General features: G+C 53.8%; 10 protein-coding genes. 9 read left to right on the top strand and 1 reads right to left on the bottom strand.

All coding sequences use genetic code 11. From position 1 onward, the window contains the following. The 9 genes from BOC67_RS17055 to BOC67_RS17015 all read left to right on the top strand — a co-directional run bounded on the left by BOC67_RS17055 (position 1) and on the right by BOC67_RS17015 (position 18,337). Positions 1–2,202 carry a sugar phosphate isomerase/epimerase gene (locus tag BOC67_RS17055; protein ID WP_291911848.1) on the top strand — a complete coding sequence of 734 codons (2,202 nt, stop codon included), beginning with the start codon at positions 1–3 and terminating at the stop codon, positions 2,200–2,202. A 189-nt stretch (positions 2,203–2,391) separates the two neighbouring features. Then, the gene (locus tag BOC67_RS17050) at positions 2,392–4,299 is read left to right on the top strand and encodes a right-handed parallel beta-helix repeat-containing protein (RefSeq protein WP_291911847.1); all 1,908 of its coding nucleotides are present in this window, start codon (positions 2,392–2,394) and stop codon (positions 4,297–4,299) included. 11 nt (positions 4,300–4,310) lie between these two features. Then, positions 4,311–5,441, top strand: coding sequence for a Gfo/Idh/MocA family oxidoreductase (locus BOC67_RS17045; RefSeq protein WP_291911846.1), 1,131 nt, complete (start codon positions 4,311–4,313; stop codon positions 5,439–5,441). Continuing rightward, on the top strand, positions 5,438–7,009 hold the full coding sequence (locus BOC67_RS17040; protein WP_291911844.1) for a sodium/solute symporter: 1,572 nt from the start codon (positions 5,438–5,440) through the stop codon (positions 7,007–7,009). Before BOC67_RS17045 ends, BOC67_RS17040 begins: the two co-directional genes overlap by 4 nt. Before the next feature lie 13 nt (positions 7,010–7,022). Beyond that, entirely contained in the window at positions 7,023–9,197 is a 2,175-nt protein-coding gene (locus tag BOC67_RS17035) for an alpha-rhamnosidase (RefSeq protein WP_291911843.1), read from the top strand. Beyond that, positions 9,194–11,185, top strand: coding sequence for a glycoside hydrolase family 127 protein (locus tag BOC67_RS17030; protein ID WP_291911842.1), 1,992 nt, complete (start codon positions 9,194–9,196; stop codon positions 11,183–11,185). The genes BOC67_RS17035 and BOC67_RS17030 overlap by 4 nt, the downstream gene beginning before the upstream one ends. A 169-nt stretch (positions 11,186–11,354) precedes the next feature. Beyond that, the gene (locus BOC67_RS17025; RefSeq protein ID WP_291911841.1) at positions 11,355–12,452 is read left to right on the top strand and encodes a glycosylase; all 1,098 of its coding nucleotides are present in this window, start codon (positions 11,355–11,357) and stop codon (positions 12,450–12,452) included. 51 nt (positions 12,453–12,503) lie between these two features. Continuing rightward, positions 12,504–15,932: a glycosyl hydrolase gene (locus tag BOC67_RS17020; protein ID WP_291911840.1), complete on the top strand. Its 3,429-nt coding sequence runs from the start codon at positions 12,504–12,506 to the stop codon at positions 15,930–15,932. Beyond that, a complete protein-coding gene (locus BOC67_RS17015) occupies positions 15,929–18,337 on the top strand; it encodes a DUF5703 domain-containing protein (protein WP_291911839.1) in 2,409 nt (802 codons plus the stop codon). Before BOC67_RS17020 ends, BOC67_RS17015 begins: the two co-directional genes overlap by 4 nt. On the opposite strand, the gene BOC67_RS17010 is transcribed toward BOC67_RS17015, so the two are convergent. Then, positions 18,311–19,750: a sialate O-acetylesterase gene (locus BOC67_RS17010; protein ID WP_291911838.1), complete on the bottom strand. Its 1,440-nt coding sequence runs from the start codon at positions 19,748–19,750 to the stop codon at positions 18,311–18,313. The genes BOC67_RS17015 and BOC67_RS17010 overlap by 27 nt on opposite strands. Between the last annotated feature and the right edge of the window lie 11 nt (positions 19,751–19,761).

The raw sequence follows: 19,761 nt of genomic DNA, 5'->3' as shown, positions 1-19,761 counted from the left end.
ATGTGGAGATATTTTTTCGCCGTGCTGGTAATGGCGGTCTGCCTGAAAACCGCTACAGCGCAGAATTCCGACGATCAATACCGCAAGCCGCTGAAGCAGGTGCTGACGGATATTGAGCAAAAATACCAGGTGAAAATTAAATATGCAGATACGGCCGTTGCCGGCAAATGGGTTACATATGCCGACTGGAAATACCGGCCGGACGTGGAAGCGACACTGAACAATATCCTGCAGCCGCTGCAAATGAAGGTAAAGAAGGAGGGCGACAACAAGTTCAAACTATCGAATTACGAATATTACCGCTGGCCGGTGGCAGAAGGCTGGGCCGAGCTGGACCGGATTGCTGCTCAATACCACAACCTGGACGAGTGGGAGGCGCGTAAGCGCGAGCTGCGGCCCTGCATTATGGAGGCTTTGCAGCTTTCGCCCTTGCCCGCAGCTCCGGCGGCGGCGCCTATTGTGACGCCCGTGAGGAAGCACGATGGCTATACCGTTGAAAATGTGGCGCTGGAGATTTTGCCCGGCGTGTGGGTCAATGGTTCCCTGTATAAACCGGCGAAGTATTCAGGGAAGATACCCGTAATTCTGAATCCGGAAGGCCATTGGGAAAAGCAGCGTTACCGGGCGGATTGCCAGCTCCGTTGCGCCGCCTTCGCCCGGATGGGCGCCATGGCGTTTAGCTACGACCTGTTTGCCTGGGGCGAATCCCTGTTGCAGTTCAAGCCGGAAGATCACCGGCGTAGCCTGGCTATGACGATACAGGTGCTGGGAGGCATACGGATACTGGATTACCTGCTATCGCTTAAGTCGGCGGACCCTACCCGTGTAGGCGTTACCGGTGGCTCCGGCGGCGGCACGCATACCACCCTGCTAACGGCGGTGGATAAACGAATAACGGTCGCCGCGCCTGTGGTATCGCTTTCCAGTTACTTCTACGGCGGCTGCCCCTGCGAAAGCGGTATGCCGGTACATAACTGCGCCGGCCGTACGGACAATGTGGAACTTGCCGCCATGGCAGCGCCACGCCCGCAGCTGGTTGTCAGCGATGGCGGCGACTGGACGGACCGGATGCCAGAACACGATTTCGGCTACCTGCAGAAAATTTACAGCTGGTACGGCCATAAAGAGAACGTGGAGAATGTACACCTGCCGGCGGAGAAACATGATTATGGTATCAACAAAAGAACGGCCGTATATCAGTTCATGGCGAAGACGCTGAAGCTGAATGCCGCCGCTATACTGGATGCCAGCGGCAAGGCCAATGAAACCGGTATCACCATTGAACCGGAGCAGGCTATGTATGTTTTCGGGGACCATGGAGAAAAACTGCCGGCCCATGCAGTGAAAGGCTTTGAGCAGCTGGAAGCGGTGTTTAAAGCCGCTACACAGGCTGCCCGGGAGAACCAGCGTTACAAAATCGGCCTGATCGACCTCATGCTGCTGAAGCGTCAGAAGCCGGGCGCTATTACGCTCACAGCGGAACTCGGCGCCGACGGCGTGGAGGTGGATATGGGCGGCCTCGGCAACAGGCCTACGTTTGATAACAAGCTACTGATCGATTCCGTGAGAAATACTTTCCTGCAAACGGCGAAAGCCAACGGGGTGGAGATCTTTTCCCTGGCGATGACAGGGTATTATGCACAGTCGTTCTGCGGCCGGGAGGAGTACAAACGCTCTATTGAAGATTGTATTAAAACCATGCAACTCATGCAGGTTAAAACGGCTTTTCTGCCGCTGGGCGTGCAGTGCGACCTTAAAAAAAATCCGGAAATACGCAGGGCGGTAGTGGAGCGTTTGAAGGTAGCCGGTAAAATGGCCGCGGCAGCGGGCGTAGTCATTGGCATAGAAACCCCGCTGGACGCGAAGGAAGAGGTAAAGCTGCTGAAGGAAATTGGTTCTCCCGGTATAAAAATTTATTTCAATTTCTCTAACCCCCTCAAGGAAGGGCGGGACCTGATCAGCGAACTGAAAACGCTGGGGAAGGACCGGATTTGTATGATCCATGCCACCAATAAGGATAGTGTATGGCTGCAGCATGATCCGCAGGTTGATATGTATAAAGTGAAACAGGCGCTGGATGAGATGGGATGGAGCGGCTGGCTGGTGATAGAACGCAGCAGGGATGCGACGAAGCCGCGGGATACGCGGTATAATTACGGGGCTAATACGGCGTATTTGAAGAAGGTGTTTCAGGGGGAGTAGTGGGGTATCGACATTCAGAACCATATTTAAATATTTGAAGTATTTATTTGCCTGGCTTGAAACAGGAATGTAAATGGGATTTAAAAAAATAGTAAAATCCTCCATCATTTTGATCAGTACTAACATTTTTCCGCCGCGCAGCTAAAAGTAAATTTAACTGTATTCTATAAACTGCTCCAGACAACAAAGATGAAACGAGTGAGTGTATTTTTGTTGGCAGTTGCTGTACTGATACAGTTACAGGCTTTTGCTGCCGACATCCACGTTAGTCCGGCCGGCGCTGATACCAATCCAGGCACCCGGCAACATCCTATGGCAACCCCTGCTGCGGCCCTGCGCCACGCCAGGGAGCTTCGCCGGTTAAATGACCCGTCCATCAAAGGAGGGATACATATCATATTACATGGCGGTACTTATCGTTTATACGAGCCCGTATTTATACGGCCGGAAGACAGTGGTACGCCGGAAAGTCCGACCATTATTGAAGCGGCGGAAGGAGAGGCGCCCGTTTGCAGCGGAGGGCAACCCGTTACCAACTGGAAAAAGCTGAACTCCTCCGTGTCCGGCCTGCCTGCACTTGCAAGCAAGCAGGTATGGGTGGCGGAATTACCCTATCATCCACTGAGCCTGACCGGCTTCCGGCAGCTCTGGATCAATAACGTAAAGGCCGTGCGTGCCCGCGATGTAAGCGGGGATAGCATGACCCGCATTCTGAACTGGAACAGGGAGACGGAAACCTGCGTCATCCCGCTGAATAAAGCACTGCTGACGGGCAATACAGCCGGGTTGGAAATGTGTATCCAGCAATGGTGGGCCATTGCGAACCTGCGCATTCAATCCATGGAGGCCAGGGGCGACTCGGCCATCCTGCACTTCCTGCAACCGGAAAGCAAGATACAGAGCGAGCATCCCTGGCCGGCGCCCTGGCTGTCAAAGGAAACGGGCAACTCGCCTTACTACCTGAGCAACGCCATCCAGCTGCTGGACGAGCCCGGCGAATGGTATTACGACATTCCCACCCGCAAACTTTACTACTGGCCGCGGCAAAACGAGCAGCTCCGTACTGCCGTTGCCGTTATCCCCGAACTGGAGACCTTGCTGCGTATAGAAGGCACGGCAGAACGGCCGGTAACGGATGTGTATATACGAAATATTGCGTTTGAGCATACCGGCTGGCTGCGCCCCAGTCAAAAAGGGCATATACCCCTGCAGGCCGGCATGTACCTGTTGGATGCCTATAAGCTCAAACAGCCCGGCACGCCCGCCAAAGCCGGACTGGAAAACCAGGCCTGGATAGGCCGGCAGCCTGCCGCGGTGGAACTGACGTATGCCCATCGCATCCGCATAACAGGTTGCAGCTTTCAACACCTCGGGGCCACCGGGCTGGACCTGAAGAAGGGGACCCGCTATGATACCATTGCCGGCTGCCTGTTCAGGGATATTGCCGGTACCGGTATCCAGGCAGGCGTTTTCTCCGATGAAGCGTTTGAAACCCACCTGGCTTACGACCCTGCGGACGAGCGGGAACTATGCCGGGATATACTCCTCGCCAATAACCTGGTGAACCGTGTGGCCAATGAAGACTGGGGCTGCGTGGGCATTAGCGCCGGTTATGTACGCGATTTTCATATTACCCATAACGAAGTGAGCGAAGTGCCATACTCCGGCATCTGCGTGGGCTGGGGATGGACGAAGGCGGTAAATGCGATGCGGAACAACCTCGTTTATGCGAATAAAGTCCATCATTACGCCATGCATGTGTATGATGTGGGCGGTATTTACACCCTTTCCGCCATGCCGGGTACGCTGATCACTGAAAACTACATCGACGCTATTTACAAAGCGCCATATCCGCATGATCCCAATCACTGGTTCTATTATTACCTGGATGAAGGCTCCTCCTACATCACGGTAAAGAACAACTGGAGCCCGGCAGATAAGGTCATGCGCAATGCCAACGGACCGGGAATTACCTGGGAAAACAACGGCCCCGGCGTGGCCGATTCCATTAAGATAAACGCCGGCATACAATCCACTTATCCAAACCTGCTTAAAGCAATTAAACCGGTTCAAGATGACCGGCCTATCAACCACTAACGTTTACGCTTATGCTTACCATCGGTATTTTAGGATTGGGAGAAGGCAGCAGTACGATTTCTGCGGCTATCCATAGCAAGAAAGTGCAACTCCGGATGATCTGCGATCAGGACCTGAACCTTTGCAGGAAACGGGCCGACGAGTTCAAAGCCTATGAGTACACCACCGACTACCAGGATATGCTCAATGACAAGGGCATTGACATCATCGCCATCTATACCCCGGACCACCTGCACTACGAACACGTGAAACAGGCGCTGCTGCACAATAAACATGTCGTATGTACGAAACCATTTATTGACGACCTGGCCCATGGCGCGGAACTCATGGCCCTGCAGCAACTCAGCGGCAAGAAGGTTTTCGTAGGGCAGAGCAGCCGCTTTTTTGAACCGTTTAAAAAGCAACGGGCGGATTTTGAAGCCGGCGTCATCGGCGAGCTGATGACGATAGAAAGTTATTACAACGCTGATCACCGCTGGTTCCTGGAAAAAAAATGGGCATTGGAAAAATCCTTTAAATGGTTGTACGGCGGGCTGAGTCACCCGGTGGATTTCATCCGCTGGTACCTGCCGGATATTGAAGAAGTGATGGGCTATGGCATGATCAGCCCCAATGGCAGGCAGGCGGGGTTGCAACATGAAGATACCATGCATTTTATATTCAAGGCAGCGGACGGGCGCGTAGCCCGGGTGAGCGGTTCCTATACAGGGCCTACGCAGCCAACGAACCGCGACAGCGGCATGAGCTGCATCCTGCGCGGCGCCCTGGGCGCGAGCCAGGCGGATTATCATGAACTACGTTATGCCGTTACCGATAGAACAGGAGAGCAGCGGGTGATCACCTGGGGCGATGAGCAGCTGAATTATTATTTCCGCTTCGAAGGCCAGAAGCACCATGCCGGCGAATACCAGAATTACCTGGAATATTTTGTGGATGCCATTGAGCAGCATTACACGGCCTATCCGAATTTGCAGGAAGGCATTGGCACGGTGGCGCTGCTGCAGGCTATGGACCGGAGCCTGCAAACGGGCCGGCCGGTGCGGATCAAGGATTTGCTGAGTCGCTACGGACTGCCGGAAGACCTCTTAAGCGCGCACCTGCCGGCGGCTGCTATCCCCACATCACAACCCACGCAGGCATGAACATCAAATTACAATCCCTCGATTACATCATCGTAGTGGCGTACCTGTTAGTGCTGCTGGTGCTGGGGTACCGGGCGAGTTTCCGGAATAAGCAGCAGGATGAAAATTTGTTCCTGGCCGGTAAGTCGCTCAACTGGTACAGCGTAGGCTTCAACATGTGGGGCACCAACGTGGGCCCTTCCATGCTGCTGGCCTTTGCCAGCATTGGCTATTCAACGGGCATTGTAGCAGGCAACTTTGAATGGTACGCGTTTATATTTCTCTTTTTACTGGCGATGGTATTTGCGCCGCGGTACCTGGCGAGTAGAGTGACGACCATGCCCGAGTTTATGGGCCAGCGCTTTGGCGACGGTACGCGCAATATACTTGCGTGGTATGCGCTGATCAAGATACTTATTTCCTGGTTGTCCCTCGGGCTGTTCGCCGGCGGCTTCCTCGTCCGGCAGATACTGGGTATTCCCATGTGGCAGTCCGTGATTGCGCTGGTGCTGTTTGCCGGTTTGTTTGCCTTCGCCGGCGGATTGAAAGCCATTGCGCGGGTGAACGTATTCCAGATGATATTGCTGATCATGGTATCCCTGTGGCTTACCGTTATTGGTATTAATAAGGTGGGCGGCGTGGCAGCCTTGTTCCACCGCGCGCCGGCGGACTATTGGAACCTGGTTCATCCCGCCGGCGATGTGGCTTATCCCTGGCCGGCAATACTGCTGGGGTACCCGGTGTCCGCCATCGCGTTTTTTTGTACGGACCAGGCCATGGTGCAGTCGGTATTGGGTGCAAGAAACCTGGAACAGGGGCAGCTGGGCATTAGCTTCATCGCCTGGCTGAAAATACTCTCCCTGCCGCTGTTCATCATTCCGGGCATCATTTGTTTTGAGCTGTTCCCTGGTTTACAGGACCCCAGCGAGGCTTATATGACCCTGGTGACGAACCTCTTCCCGGCCGGGCTGAACGGCCTGGTGATCGTGGTGCTGATCGCCGTGCTGGTAGGCACGATTGGCTCCTCCCTGAATGCGCTCAGCACTGTATTTACAACGGATATCTATGCGAAGAAGATTAATCCCGGGGCAACCAACCGGGAGATCATAAAGGTAGGCCGCATCACGGTGCTGGCGGGCTGTGGTTTTGCCATAGGAATGGCCATTGCTATTGACAGCATCAAAGGGCTGAACCTTTTTGATGTATTCCAGGCAGTGCTGGGGTTCATTGCGCCATCGCTGGCGGTGGTGTTTCTCCTGGCGGTCTTCTGGCGGCAGACGAGCCGGCGGGCGGTCAATTTTACCCTTTCCTGGGGTTCGGGGATTAGTCTGGCTATCGGCATATGTTACCTGTGGGTCTTCCCGAAGGACCAATATCCCATATGGCCGCATTATCTCTTATTATCCTTTTACATTTTTGTTTTGTTGTTGGGTATGGCGATGGGAATTTCCCTGCTGGACGGCGCTTCGCCTAAAGCGGCGGTAGTGCGGGGGCAGGTCCTGGTGAGGCCAACGCCGCTGGTATGGGGTTCCTGGATAGCGTTGGCGATTGTGATGGCAGGCCTTTACCTCTTCTTTAACGGATTTTAAACCACGTTATATCATGAAAAGAAATTTGCTCCTGCTGGCAGTTTTCGTTGGTACGTTGCTGTTATATAGGAATACAGCCTTTGCTCAAAAGGCCCGATGGATCTGGTATCCCGGGGATTTTGACATCTGGCTGAGCAATAAGGTGCAGAACCGGCGTACGGAGCGGGGCAGCTTTTTCCCGGTATTCTGGAAAATGGACAACCACTATGTGCTGGTGGATTTCCATAAAGTGGTGGACTTGCGGGAACCGGAAGCGATGAGCATCCGGGCGGAAGGCACGTTTAACGTAAAGATTGATGCTAAGCTGGTACCGGGCATGCCGGAAAAAGTTTTAGTGCCGGCGGGCAGGCATAAGATCAATGTCAAGGTATTTTGCCAGGAGGCGGCGCCCTCCATTTTTGTTTCCGGGAAAACGATTTTCAGCGACAGCAGCTGGCTGGTGACTTATGAAGATAAAGAGTGGATTGATGAAACCGGCAAGACGTCCGACCTCTCTGCAACCAGCTACCTGCAGGCGGCTTACGGGGATTTTACGGATCCGCTCCGCCCGCCGTCAACTTTCCGGCTACCGGTGGTAGCGCAAAGCGCCGTTAGGGTAGAGATGAGTCCCCGATCCAGGCTGATTGATTTTGGGAAGGAGACGTTTGGTTTCCTCCGGCTGCATGGCCTTAAAGGCAATGGCCGGCTTACGGTATATTATGGCGAAAGCAGGGAGGAAGCGCTGAGCGCTGCGGGCGCTGAAACGCTGGATCAGCTGCAGATAGCCCTGCAGGACAAACGGGACACGGTGATGCCACTTTCCAAGGCATTCCGTTTTGTAAATATTGTGGGAGATGGAAATGTCCGCCTGGATTCCGTTTCCATGTTATATGAATATGCCGGTATGCCGGATAAGGGAAGCTTTACCTGCTCTGATACGGCGCTAAACCGGATTTACGAAGTGGCCAGATATACCCTGCACCTTTGCAGCAGGGAGTTCTTTATTGACGGCATCAAGCGGGACCGCTGGATTTGGAGCGGGGATGCCTACCAGAGCCACCTGATGAATTATTACCTCATGAATGATAATACCACCGTCACCCGCACCCTATACGCCCTCCGTGGTAAGGATCCGGTGACCAGCCATATCAATACGATTATGGATTATACCTTCTATTGGTTCATGGGGATTTATGACTACTACCTTTTTACAGGGGATAAGCTGTTTGTACGGCAGAACTATGATCGTATGAAATCCCTGATCAACTGGGTGCTGGCCCGCCGCAACCAGGATGGGCTGCTGGAAGGCTTACCGGGGGACTGGGTGTTTATTGATTGGGCGGCAGGACTAAGCAAGCAGGGGGAGGTCAGCTTTGAGCAACTGCTCTTTGCGCGCAGCCTGGAAACGATGGCGCTCTGTGCGGGATTGGCAGACGACACTGCAGGCGCTTCGTACTACGGTGAGCTGGCGTCCTCCTTAAAAAAGAAGTTGTTCGATTATTACTGGAGCGACCGGCAACAAGCCCTGGTGCATAGCCGGATGAATGGAAGGCCTACGGAAACGGTTACACGTTATGCCAATATGTTCGCCATTTTCTTTAACTATTTCAACGACGTACAAAAGCAGACAGTGAAAAAATCGGTTTTGCTCAATGATCATATTCAAAAGATTACCACGCCCTACATGCGCTTCTATGAGCTGGAAGCCCTGTGCGCCATGGGCGAGCAGGCATATGTGCTGAAGGAAATGAAGGAATACTGGGGCGGTATGCTGCGGCTGGGCGCTACCAGCTTCTGGGAGGAATATAATCCACATGTCAGCGGCGCGGACCACTACGCTATGTATGGCCGCCCTTTCGGCAAAAGTCTTTGCCACGCCTGGGGCGCAAGCCCGATTTACCTGCTGGGCAAATATTACCTTGGCATACAGCCACTAAGCGCCGGTTACGGTACTTACCTCGTGCAACCCGCACTCGGCGGCTTGCAGTGGATGAAAGGCGAGGCGCCTACCCCCGGGGGTAACATCAGGCTGGAAGTAAGTAGGCGACAAATAAAGATAAAGGCGCCCGGCGGGGTGGGGACGTTGCGTGTAACGAGTAAGACGCTGCCGAAAGGCGGTAATATCTCCCCAACTAAAAAAGGAGAAAATATTTATGAGATAACCATACAGCCCGGGAGGGAGTATGTGATAAATTATACGGCGATATGAAGAAGTGGATATTGACGGCGATCATACTGTTTCGTATAGGCGATGCATTTAGTCAGCAAGGACTGGTAAATACCAATGGCAGTCCTTATGCCAAACTCCATCCGGCGGGGATGCAGTCCGTCGTATGGACAAACGGGTTCTGGGCGGAGCGTTTTGAAACCTGTAAAAACGCCATGATGCCGGAGCTCTGGCGTACTTATACGAGCGATACCATGTGCTTCGCCTTTCAGAACTTCCGAATCGCGGCCGGCTTGGATACAGGGCATTTCCGTGGTCCTTCTTTCCACGACGGCGACTTCTACAAAACCCTGGAAGCGGTAGCGGCGGTGTACGCCGTTACGAAGGACCGGCGGCTGGATGCCTGGATGGATAGCGCTATTGCCGTTATTGCAGCTGCGCAGAAAAGTAACGGTTACATCTATACGAAAAATATAATTGACCAGCGTAACACCGGGAAAACCAGTATGTTCGATGATAAGCTCAGCTTCGAAGCTTACAACTTTGGCCACCTGATGACGGCCGCCTGCGTGCATTTCCGGGCTACGGGTAAGACTACGCTTCTACAGGTTGCTACGAAGGCCGCGGATTTCCTGATCGGCTTTTACCATACCGCCACGCCGGAGCAGGCGCGCAACGCGATTTGCCCATCTCACTACATGGGGCTTACGGAGCTATACCGGACCACGCGGGATCAAAAATACCTTGCGCTGGTTCGCAAGCTGATTGACATCCGGGGCGCTGTGCCGGGAACGGATGATAACAGCGACCGCGCCCCGTTCCGGGAAATGAGCAAGGTAGTAGGGCATGCCGTACGGGCAAATTATCTCTTTGCCGGCGCAGCGGACCTGTTTGCCGAAACGGGCGATAGTAGCCTGCTTCGCGCACTGGATCAGCTCTGGGATAACGTCGTGCATACGAAAATGTATGTCACCGGCGGCTGCGGCGCGCTGTACGACGGCGTGTCCGTAGACGGTACTTCCTACAACCCGGACACGGTCCAGAAAGTACACCAGGCTTACGGCCGGGATTACCAGCTGCCCAATTTCAGCGCGCATAACGAAACCTGCGCCAACATTGGTAATGTACTCTGGAATTGGCGCATGTACCTCATTACCGCTAACGCTAAATATATGGATGTGCTGGAACTGGCGCTGTACAACAGTGTGCTGAGCGGGGTAAGCCTGGACGGGAGCAGTTACTTTTATACCAACCCGCTGGCGGCAGCGGCAAACTATCCTTACCACCTGCGATGGGAAGGGGGGCGCAAGCCATATATCGCATTGTCCAATTGCTGCCCGCCCAATACAGTGCGCACTATTGCCGAAGTGAGTGATTATGCTTACAGCCTGGATAAAGCAGGGCTGTACGTGAACCTTTATGGCAGTAACCGGCTGCAGCAGGCGGGTTTGGAACTGACCCAGGAAAGTAACTATCCCTGGGACGGGCAGGTGAACCTGCGGATAGATAAAATTCCTTCCCAACCTTTTACTATCTTTCTAAGGATACCCGGCTGGTGCCGGCAGTATGCAGTGCAGGTAAACGGGCAGCAGGTACCGCTTACGCCGCAGGAGGGATTTGTAGCGGTTAAGAGGGCCTGGAAACGGGGGGACAGCATCTCCTTGTCCATGGATATGCCGGTGACGCTGGTGGAATCGAACCCATTGGTGGAAGAAACCAGGAACCAGGTGGCGGTTAAACGCGGGCCGCTGGTGTATTGTATGGAATCGTCCGATCAGCAGATGAATATTTTTGACGTAGCGATTCCGGCGGGTATGAAATGGGGGATTAAAGCAACTATGATTGGGAACCGGCCGGTAGTAGCGATTACAGGGCAGGCGAGGCGCAAGGTAGGGGCTGCATGGGGGCAAATGCTGTACAGGGAGTTGAAAAATGATTATCAGCCGGTGGAGGTTACTATGATTCCTTATTACGCCTGGGCGAACCGGGGGAAATCAGAGATGACAGTTTGGATGCCATTAATGAGGTGATAGGAAGAGATGTAGGGGGATGGTTTATGACTGTTTGGACAGGTTGGCTCAAATAACAGAAAGAAATACAGCTTGATAGTGCATGACTGTTTGGATACTATTAATCAGATGATATGAAGAAATACAGCTTGATAGTGCATGACCGTTTGGATACAATTAATCAGATGATATGAAGAAATATAGCTTGATCATTTTAATAACTTTCTTTGCCGGCCGGCTGCTTGCGCAGCAAACCGCCGTACCGGCAACCGTGATGCAGGAGATATATGAACAGGTGAAAACGCCTTATAAATACGGACTCGTGATTGCCCCTGATGGCGGCCGCAAGGCCGATTGCCCTTCTGTATTCAGGCAAGGGAAATACTGGTACATGACTTACATCCTCTTCGATGGCCGGGGGTATGAAACCTGGCTGGCGAAAAGCAGCAACCTGCTGGACTGGACCACCCTTGGCCGCGTGCTGTACTTTTCGGACAGCAGCAGCGCCGACTGGGACAAGCACCAGAAAGCCGGCTACATCGCCCTGCAGGATTATACCTGGGGCGGATCCTACCAGCTCCGGAAATACGCCGGAAAACATTGGATGAGTTATATCGGTGGCAATGAAACCGGCTATGAAACCGGGGCGCTGGCTATCGGTATCGCCTATACGAACAAGGATATTACCCGGCCGCACGACTGGCAGCGTACTGTCCAGCCTGTACTGTCCGCCACAGATAAGGACGTACGCTGGTGGGAAAACAAAAAATTGTACAAATCGACGATCATCTGGGACAAGCAAAAAACAACCGGTCATCCTTTTGTGATGTACTACAATGCAAACGGCGATACCAGCGGCAACAAACCAAAGTACCGCTGGTTTGAACGTACAGGCATGGCCGTATCGGATGATATGCTGCACTGGCAACGGTTCCGTACAGACCCCGTGATGCATCATCCCATTGGGCTTACCGCTGATCCCATGATCCAGAAAATCGGGAACGTATGGGTGATGTTTTATTTCGGGGCTTTCTGGGAAGGCCGCAAGGACGCCTTTAACCGTTTCGCCTGCAGTTATGACCTGGTGAACTGGACGGACTGGACAGGTCCGGACCTGGTTAAGCCTTCCGAATCTTTCGACGCGAAGTATGCGCATAAAAGCTTTGTGGTAAAGTATAAGGGTGTAGTGTATCATTTCTATTGCGCGGTGGATGCCAAAGATAACCGGGGGATTGCAGTAGCTGTGTCGAAGGATTTGGGAACTAGTAAAGTAAAGTTTGAGAAGTGAAGGTGAAATGGGATTATGGAGTATTTTGAATTGTAAAGCTGCGTTGGAGAAATGAAGTATCTAAAGTTTAATTGCCTCCTGTTGTTACTACTGGCCGGCACTACAGTATATAGTCAACAATCGCTGCGCCAGGCGTTTCTACAGCCATCCGCCAGTGCCAGGCCATGGGTCCTGTGGTATTGGATGCATGCCGCTGTTTCCAAAGCCGGCATCAAGGCGGACCTGGAAGCTATGCAACAAGCGGGCATCGGAGGGGCATACCTGGTAACGATTAAAGATACGTCCGCTGCCGTTGGATTTTCGCCAATGGTAAGGCCGCTCACCCCCGAATGGTGGGAGATGGTGCGCTATGCCATGCAGGAAGCCAAACGCCTTGGCCTGGAACTGGGGATGCACCTCAGCGATGGTTTCTCCTGTGCGGGCGGCCCCTGGATCACGCCTTCGGAATCCATGCAGCAGGTGGTGTGGACAAAGAAGTATGTTAACAGCGCAGATACAGGGCCTATTATACTGGAGCAGCCATTAACCCGGGAAGGTTATTATAAAGATATTGCCGTATATGCCTACCCGTTATCATCCCTGCCCAGCAACGCCACGCCGCATGTAACTACCAGCGCCGGTACTCAAGCGGATTACCTGGCTGTAGCCGGCAATCAACAAAGTTTTAAATCGGACAGGGACTGCTGGATCCGGTATGCATACAATTCTCCTTTCACCGTTAAATCTGTTCATATTGAAACGGGCAGTAATAATTACCCTGCGCAACGCCTCAGGCTGGAATGCAGCAATGACGGGGCGACTTTCCGGGAAGTTATAAGATTTACCCCTGCGCGCCATGGCTGGAAGGATAACGTGCAGGGATATACGTATAGCGTACCAACTACTACTGCTAAGTATTTCCGGCTGGTGTATGAAAAGGAAGGCGCCGCGCCGGGAGCGGAAGATTTGGATGCAGCGAAGTGGAAGCCAACGTTGAAGGTAACGGGGATTTTCCTGGGTGGGGAGGCAGTGATTAATGGGTTTGAAGGGAAGAACGGGAGTGTATGGCGGGCGGCGCCTCCAACCAACCTGCCCTCTGACGCCATCCCGCTAAACACCATCCTAACCCTCACGGATAAGCTCTCCCCGGATGGCCGCCTCAACTGGCGCCCACCTTCCGGCAACTGGGTCATCCTCCGAATGGGCCATACCTCTACAGGGGAAGTAAATTCCACCGGCGGGGCTGGCAAAGGCCTGGAATGCGACAAGTTCAGCGCCGCTGCCATCAATAAGCAATTTGACAACTGGTTTAAGAAGGCGTTTGAAAATACAGCTCCCGCATTGGCGAAGGAAGTCCTTAAAACATTGTATGTCGACAGCTGGGAATGCGGCAGCCAAAACTGGTCCGCCACATTTCCGCAGGAGTTCCGCCAGCGCCGGGGGTACGACCTGATGCCTTACCTGCCGGTAATGGCAGGCATCCCAATCGAGAGCGCCGCCGTTTCCGAAAAAGTACTCCACGACGTACGCCAAACGATCGCGGACCTGGTCAGCGATGTATTCTTCAAAACCCTCGCTGCAAGGGCACATCAACTCGGTTGCAAATTCAGCACGGAAAGCGTGGCCCCCGTCATGATGGGAGACGGCTTGCTGCACTATCAGCATACGGACGTTCCAATGGGTGAATTCTGGTTCAACAGTCCCACGCACGACAAGCCCAATGATATGCTGGACGCCATCAGCGGGGCGCATATCTACGGCAAAAACATCGTGCAGGCGGAGGCGTTCACCACCCTGCGCATGGACTGGAGCGAGCACCCGGGTGGACTAAAGATCACGGGCGACCGTAACCTGGCCCTTGGCGTGAACCGCATGGTGATGCACGTATTCTCCCATAATCCCTGGATGAACCGCCGCCCGGGTATGACGCTGGACGGCGTCGGGCTATATTACCAGCGGGACCAGACCTGGTTCCGTCAAAGTCGGGCCTGGATCAAATATATAACCCGTTGCCAGTCGCTGTTACAGCAAGGCCGCCCCGTGGCGGATATAGCGGTATTCACCGGCGAGCAATTGCCGCGCCGCTCCCTGACCCCTGACCGGCTCGTTAGCTCGCTTCCGTGTTTATTCGGCGATGACCGCGCTCGTAAAGAACAGGAACGGTTGCAGAACAAAGGGCTGCCGCTGCGTTCTATTCCGGAAGGCGTCACCCACAGCGCCAATATGGCCGATCCGGAAGACTGGGTGGACGCACTGAAAGGTTACGCTTATGATAGTTTTAACCCGGACGCGCTGATGCAAATGTCCGTAAAAGACGGCCGGGTACTCCTGCCAGGCGGCGCCACCTATGCCGTGCTGGTATTTCCGGACAAGCATCCGCTGATGCCGGATGCCGGCCGCTGGTCCGTACCGGCCGCCAATAAGCTGCTGCAGCTGGTGAAGCAGGGAGCCAGTGTGATGATGAACCTGGAAACACCGGTTTATGGCATCGGCTTTAAGGATGCAGATACCGCTGTACAAAGGATATTTAAAGAAATAAAGTCCACTGGGAAGGTGATCCCGTTGCCATATACAGCGGCTGCGCTCGGAGTGGCAAAGGACGTGGAAGTATTGACAGGCCAGGGAAATATTGCCTGGACTCACCGTAGTGCCGCCAACGCGGAGATTTACTTTATTGCTAACCAGCAGGCATATACGCAGGAAACGAGGATCCGGTTCCGGGCGCAGGGCATACCGGAAATCTGGGACCCGGTCAGGGGAGTGGTGGCGCTCAAACCGCTTGTACTGGCGGATAGCAGTATTCAATTGACGCTTGCCCCGGCGCAATCGTTGTTTGTGATTTTTGAGAAGGACGGACAGGAGAGGGGCTTGGGGAGGGTTCCATCTGCCGACAAACATCAGCAAGGAAATGCTGAGGGGTCAAATGTTGTGCGTGGTTCGAAGGACCTTCCATCTTCCACCAAACATCACCAAGAAAATGCCGTCCTCGTTTCGAAGAACCTGCCATCCCCCAACCAGCAGACCTCCCTCCAGCTCCGCACCCCATGGCGACTTACCTTCGACCAATCCAACGGAGGCCCCGCCATGCCCGTACAATTATCCACCCTGCGTAGCTGGACGGACTTACCCGATTCAGCTGCTATGTACTACTCCGGCACAGTCATTTACGAAACCTCGTTCTCCGTACGAGCCACTGACCAGAAAAAACATTTTTATCTCCACATAGACAGTATATTTAATATTGCCACCGTGACAATTAATGGAACCGACTGCGGCACCCTCTGGACGCCTCCATATGTACTGGACGTTTCCGGCGCCGTCAAAGCCGGTACCAACAAGCTTACCATCACCGTAAGTAATACCTGGCATAACCGTTTGATATGGGATCATCACCTGCCTGAAAACAGGCGCATCACAAATACCACCGCGCCGTATAGATTTAAGGATGAAAAGCTGCTGCCGGCAGGGATCATTGGAAATGCACAATTATGGATGGAATGAAATTAAGAGGAAAAAATATAGGAATAGAATTGATCAGGAGGCGCGGCATTCCGCAAATTGGCATTGCTGTTTTTCAGCGCATCACGAGCAAGCTCCCATTGCTAGCCATCTTTCACTGCATCCTCCTCACCATCCCATCCACCGCCCAACCCACCCAAAACTACGACCTCGTCTGGACCACCCCCAGCGCGAACGCCGGCGCATCCATGCCTTGCGGCGGTGGCGACATCGGCATGAACATCTGGGTCGAAAATGGCGACCTCCTCATCTACGTCGCCCGCAGTGGTAACCTGGACGAAAACAACGGCCTGCTTAAAACCGGCCGCCTCCGCATACGCCTGTCCCCGAATCCGTTCACCGGCAAAGGCTTCCGGCAACAACTCCACCTCCGCAAAGGCTACGTCACCATCTACGGAGCAGACAACGGCGTAACGGCCACCATGCAAATCTGGGCGGACGTCATGCAGCCCGTAGCGCACTTTCGACTAACTGCCGACAAGCCCGTCCTCGTCGATGCCGCCTACGAAAACTGGCGCTACCAGGACCGTATCATCGCTCCCAGGGAAAACTTCGGCAACTCCTGGAAATGGGCCGCGCCCAAACCCAATACCATCCGTAAAGACAGTATCGCGTTTACGAAAACAGGCATCCTGTTTTACCACCATAACCCAGCAAAAACGATATTTGACACCACAGTCATCCAGCAGGGGCTCGAATCCGTGAAGGACAGCCTTTATAACCCGCTGGCATACCTCGCCTTCGGTGGCAGCTTTTACGGTAAAGGTTTCCAGCCCGCTGGTACCTACACAGGCAGCTACGCCAGCACTGACTTCAAAGCCTGGAAGCTGCGTTCCGCAAAGCCGGCCAAACGCCATGACCTGACGCTGGCCCTGGCCACCCTGCAAACACGCGATATCAGCCAGTGGCGCCATCAATTGCAACAACTCATCGCCGCTGCTGATGCCGCTGACATACCCGCAAAAAATCACCAATGGTGGCAGCAGTTCTGGAACCGCAGCTTTATCGAAACTACGCAACCGGCTACTTTCGAGCTGGGGCGCAACTATCAACTGTTCCGCTACATGCTCGCCTGCAATGCTAACGGTCACTGGCCTACGAAATTCAATGGCGGCCTCCTGACAGTAGACCCCGTGTTTACGGATAGCACGCTGCAACTAACGCCGGACTACCGCAACTGGGGCGGGGGACTGCATACCGCGCAAAACCAGCGCCTCGTGTATTTTCCCATGATCCGCTCCGGCGACTGGGATATGCTGCAGCCACAGCTAAATTTCTATCTCCGCCTGTTACGCAATGCGGAACTCCGGTCAAAAGTCTACTGGAACCATGAAGGCGCCTGCTTCACGGAGCAAATGGAAAATTTCGGACTGCCCAACTTCGCGGAATACGGCCAAAAGCGGCCGGACTATTTCGACAAAGGGCTGGAATACAACGCCTGGCTGGAATACCAATGGGATACCGTGCTGGAATTCTGCCTGATGATGCTGGAAGAAGAACGCTATACCGGCAAAGATATTCGTATAGCCATTCCATTTATAGAAAGCTGCCTCCGCTTTTTCGATGAGCATTATCAATACCTCGCCAGGCGCCGCGGCCGTAAACCCCTGGACGAACAGGGAAAGTTGATCCTCTATCCAGGCTCCGCCGCTGAAACATTTAAGATGGCTTATAACGCCACTTCCACCATCGCGGCGCTGCGCACCATCAGCGCCCGGCTCCTGCAGCTCCCGGCTGCTTACCTGGATCCGGCGCAAAAGCAGTACTGGACCGGGTTCTATAACCGGCTGCCGGAGCTGAATTTCACAAAGGATTACGGCGCTGTCACCATTGCGCCGGCACGCGCGTGGGAGAGGATCAACAACGTTGAGTCGCCACAGTTATACACCGTATATCCGTGGGGGTTATACGGCGTTGGCAAACCGGGACTGGATACTGCCCTGAACACCTGGCGGCTCGATACGAATGTAATCCGCTTCCGTAGCCACGTCGGCTGGAAGCAGGACAACATCTGGGCGGCCAGGTTGGGTTTGAGAGAAGAGGCCTTTGCGCTCACGGCTAAGAAGCTGGCTTCAGGGCCCTGGCGGTTCCCGGCTTTCTGGGGCCCGGGTTTCGACTGGACGCCGGATCATAATTGGGGCGGCAGCGCCATGATTGGCTTCCAGGAAATGTTGCTGCAAACAGACGGCCGGCGCATCCTGCTTTTCCCAGGATGGCCGGCCGGTAAAGATGTTCATTTTAAATTACATGCGCCTTATAATACTACGGTAGAGGCTACACTGAAAGGAGGGAAGCTGGTTGGCTTGATCGTACTGCCAAAGGAGCGGCAGAAAGACGTTGAAATTCTGTTGCCTGATTCCCTACCAACTATCCGTCCTAAAACTTGACACCGGGAACCCTTCTGTACTAAACAAATCACCCACCACAAAATCCTTAAACGCATACCGCACCGCCACCGGCGCGCTCACTTCCGGCGCGCTCAGCTGCACCGCCCCTTGCTTAATCACCGCCGTCGCCGGATAGAATTTCCTATCGCTGCCGGCAATCTCAAACTGCTCCAATGTTTTTCCAAAGGAGGTCAACCCGTTTGGCGCGTCTTTAAATTTGATGGTTGCAGTATTCCCATTCACCACCAGTGAATCATAATCCGGGCTAACCGCCGCAAAGCCTTTCTGCTGGTAGGTTTTGGATAATGCCAGGTAAGCAAACCGTTTGCCGCCGGTTTCCTTATCCGCCGGATGTATGCATTTGGCTTCTCCCAGGTCCATCAGTACTACCATGCCGCTGTTCGGGATGGTATGCGCCGCTTTCCGCTGCGCATCCCGCAGGTAGGCGGAGTTCCTGAATTCATCCCGCTTCGGGTCAGGATGCTGTACATAAGTGTAAGGGGCAATCTGCGCAAAGTAAAATGGAAAATCCCCCTGGCCGAATTCCGTTCTCCATGATTTCACCATAGCCGGGAACAGGGTTTCATATTGTGCAGGCCTGTCCGCATTGGTTTCGCCCTGGTACCAGATGCAGCCCTTGATGGTAAAGCCAATGAAGGGATGTATCATCCCGTTATAAAGCGTAGTCGCCACTTTGTTGGTCAGCTTGGTGTCTGCCTCTGGTAGCTTGATGTCCGGAAACTCCTTCAACGCGCTGGTGCTCATAAACGCTTCCGCCGGAGAGCCGCCATAGCTGATACATACGAGTCCTACCGGCACTTTCAGCCGTTGCTGCAACAGCCGGCCAAAATAATACGCCGTGGCGCTGAAGTTGGTAACGGATTCAGGTTCCGCCGCCTTCCATTCGCTGGGCTTGCAGGTATCCTGCGGTGTGCCGGTTACCGCCCTCGGTAAGGTGAAGAGTCGCAGCTGATCGTTGGCAGAGTTGAAGATCGCGTCATTGGAGCCAATGATAGGCTGGTCCTTGAAGCCTTTCATCGGCATCTCCATATTGGATTGTCCGCTGCAAAGCCATACCTCGCCGATCAGTACATTCTTCAGCGTGAGCGGGCTCCCGTCCGAAATCGTAATCTCGTAAGGCCCGCCCGCCGCTGGCGTGGCTACCTGCAATTTCCATTTGCCGCTGGCATCCGCCGGCTGGGAATATTTTTTCTTGTTCCAGGAAGTGGTGACAGTCACGGTACTGCCGGGTTTAGCCCAGCCCCAGATGGCTGCGTTGGTTTGCTGTTGCAATACCATGTTGTTTCCAAAAAAATACGGCAGTTTAACGGTAGCGGCTACACGCTGTGAATGGATCAGCAACGGCAGCGCCAACAGTAACATCAGTTGTTTGAATCGCGAAATAAAATGCATGTCTCTGTATT

The sequence above is a fragment of the Chitinophaga sp. CB10 genome, assembly GCA_001870995.2.
GTDB lineage: Bacteria > Bacteroidota > Bacteroidia > Chitinophagales > Chitinophagaceae > Chitinophaga.
Note: the sequence above shows the minus strand (reverse complement) of the source record. Positions and strands in the feature narration are given on the sequence as shown.

What these genes read in the sequence shown, in the direction of transcription:
- BOC67_RS17055 (WP_291911848.1), top strand. Translation starts at nt 1, where the DNA reads ATGTGGAGATATTTTTTCGCCGTGCTGGTAATGGCGGTCTGCCTGAAA.
- BOC67_RS17050 (WP_291911847.1), top strand. Translation starts at nt 2,392, where the DNA reads ATGAAACGAGTGAGTGTATTTTTGTTGGCAGTTGCTGTACTGATACAG.
- BOC67_RS17045 (WP_291911846.1), top strand. Translation starts at nt 4,311, where the DNA reads ATGCTTACCATCGGTATTTTAGGATTGGGAGAAGGCAGCAGTACGATT.
- BOC67_RS17040 (WP_291911844.1), top strand. Translation starts at nt 5,438, where the DNA reads ATGAACATCAAATTACAATCCCTCGATTACATCATCGTAGTGGCGTAC.
- BOC67_RS17035 (WP_291911843.1), top strand. Translation starts at nt 7,023, where the DNA reads ATGAAAAGAAATTTGCTCCTGCTGGCAGTTTTCGTTGGTACGTTGCTG.
- BOC67_RS17030 (WP_291911842.1), top strand. Translation starts at nt 9,194, where the DNA reads ATGAAGAAGTGGATATTGACGGCGATCATACTGTTTCGTATAGGCGAT.
- BOC67_RS17025 (WP_291911841.1), top strand. Translation starts at nt 11,355, where the DNA reads ATGAAGAAATATAGCTTGATCATTTTAATAACTTTCTTTGCCGGCCGG.
- BOC67_RS17020 (WP_291911840.1), top strand. Translation starts at nt 12,504, where the DNA reads ATGAAGTATCTAAAGTTTAATTGCCTCCTGTTGTTACTACTGGCCGGC.
- BOC67_RS17015 (WP_291911839.1), top strand. Translation starts at nt 15,929, where the DNA reads ATGAAATTAAGAGGAAAAAATATAGGAATAGAATTGATCAGGAGGCGC.
- BOC67_RS17010 (WP_291911838.1), bottom strand. Translation starts at nt 19,750, where the DNA reads ATGCATTTTATTTCGCGATTCAAACAACTGATGTTACTGTTGGCGCTG.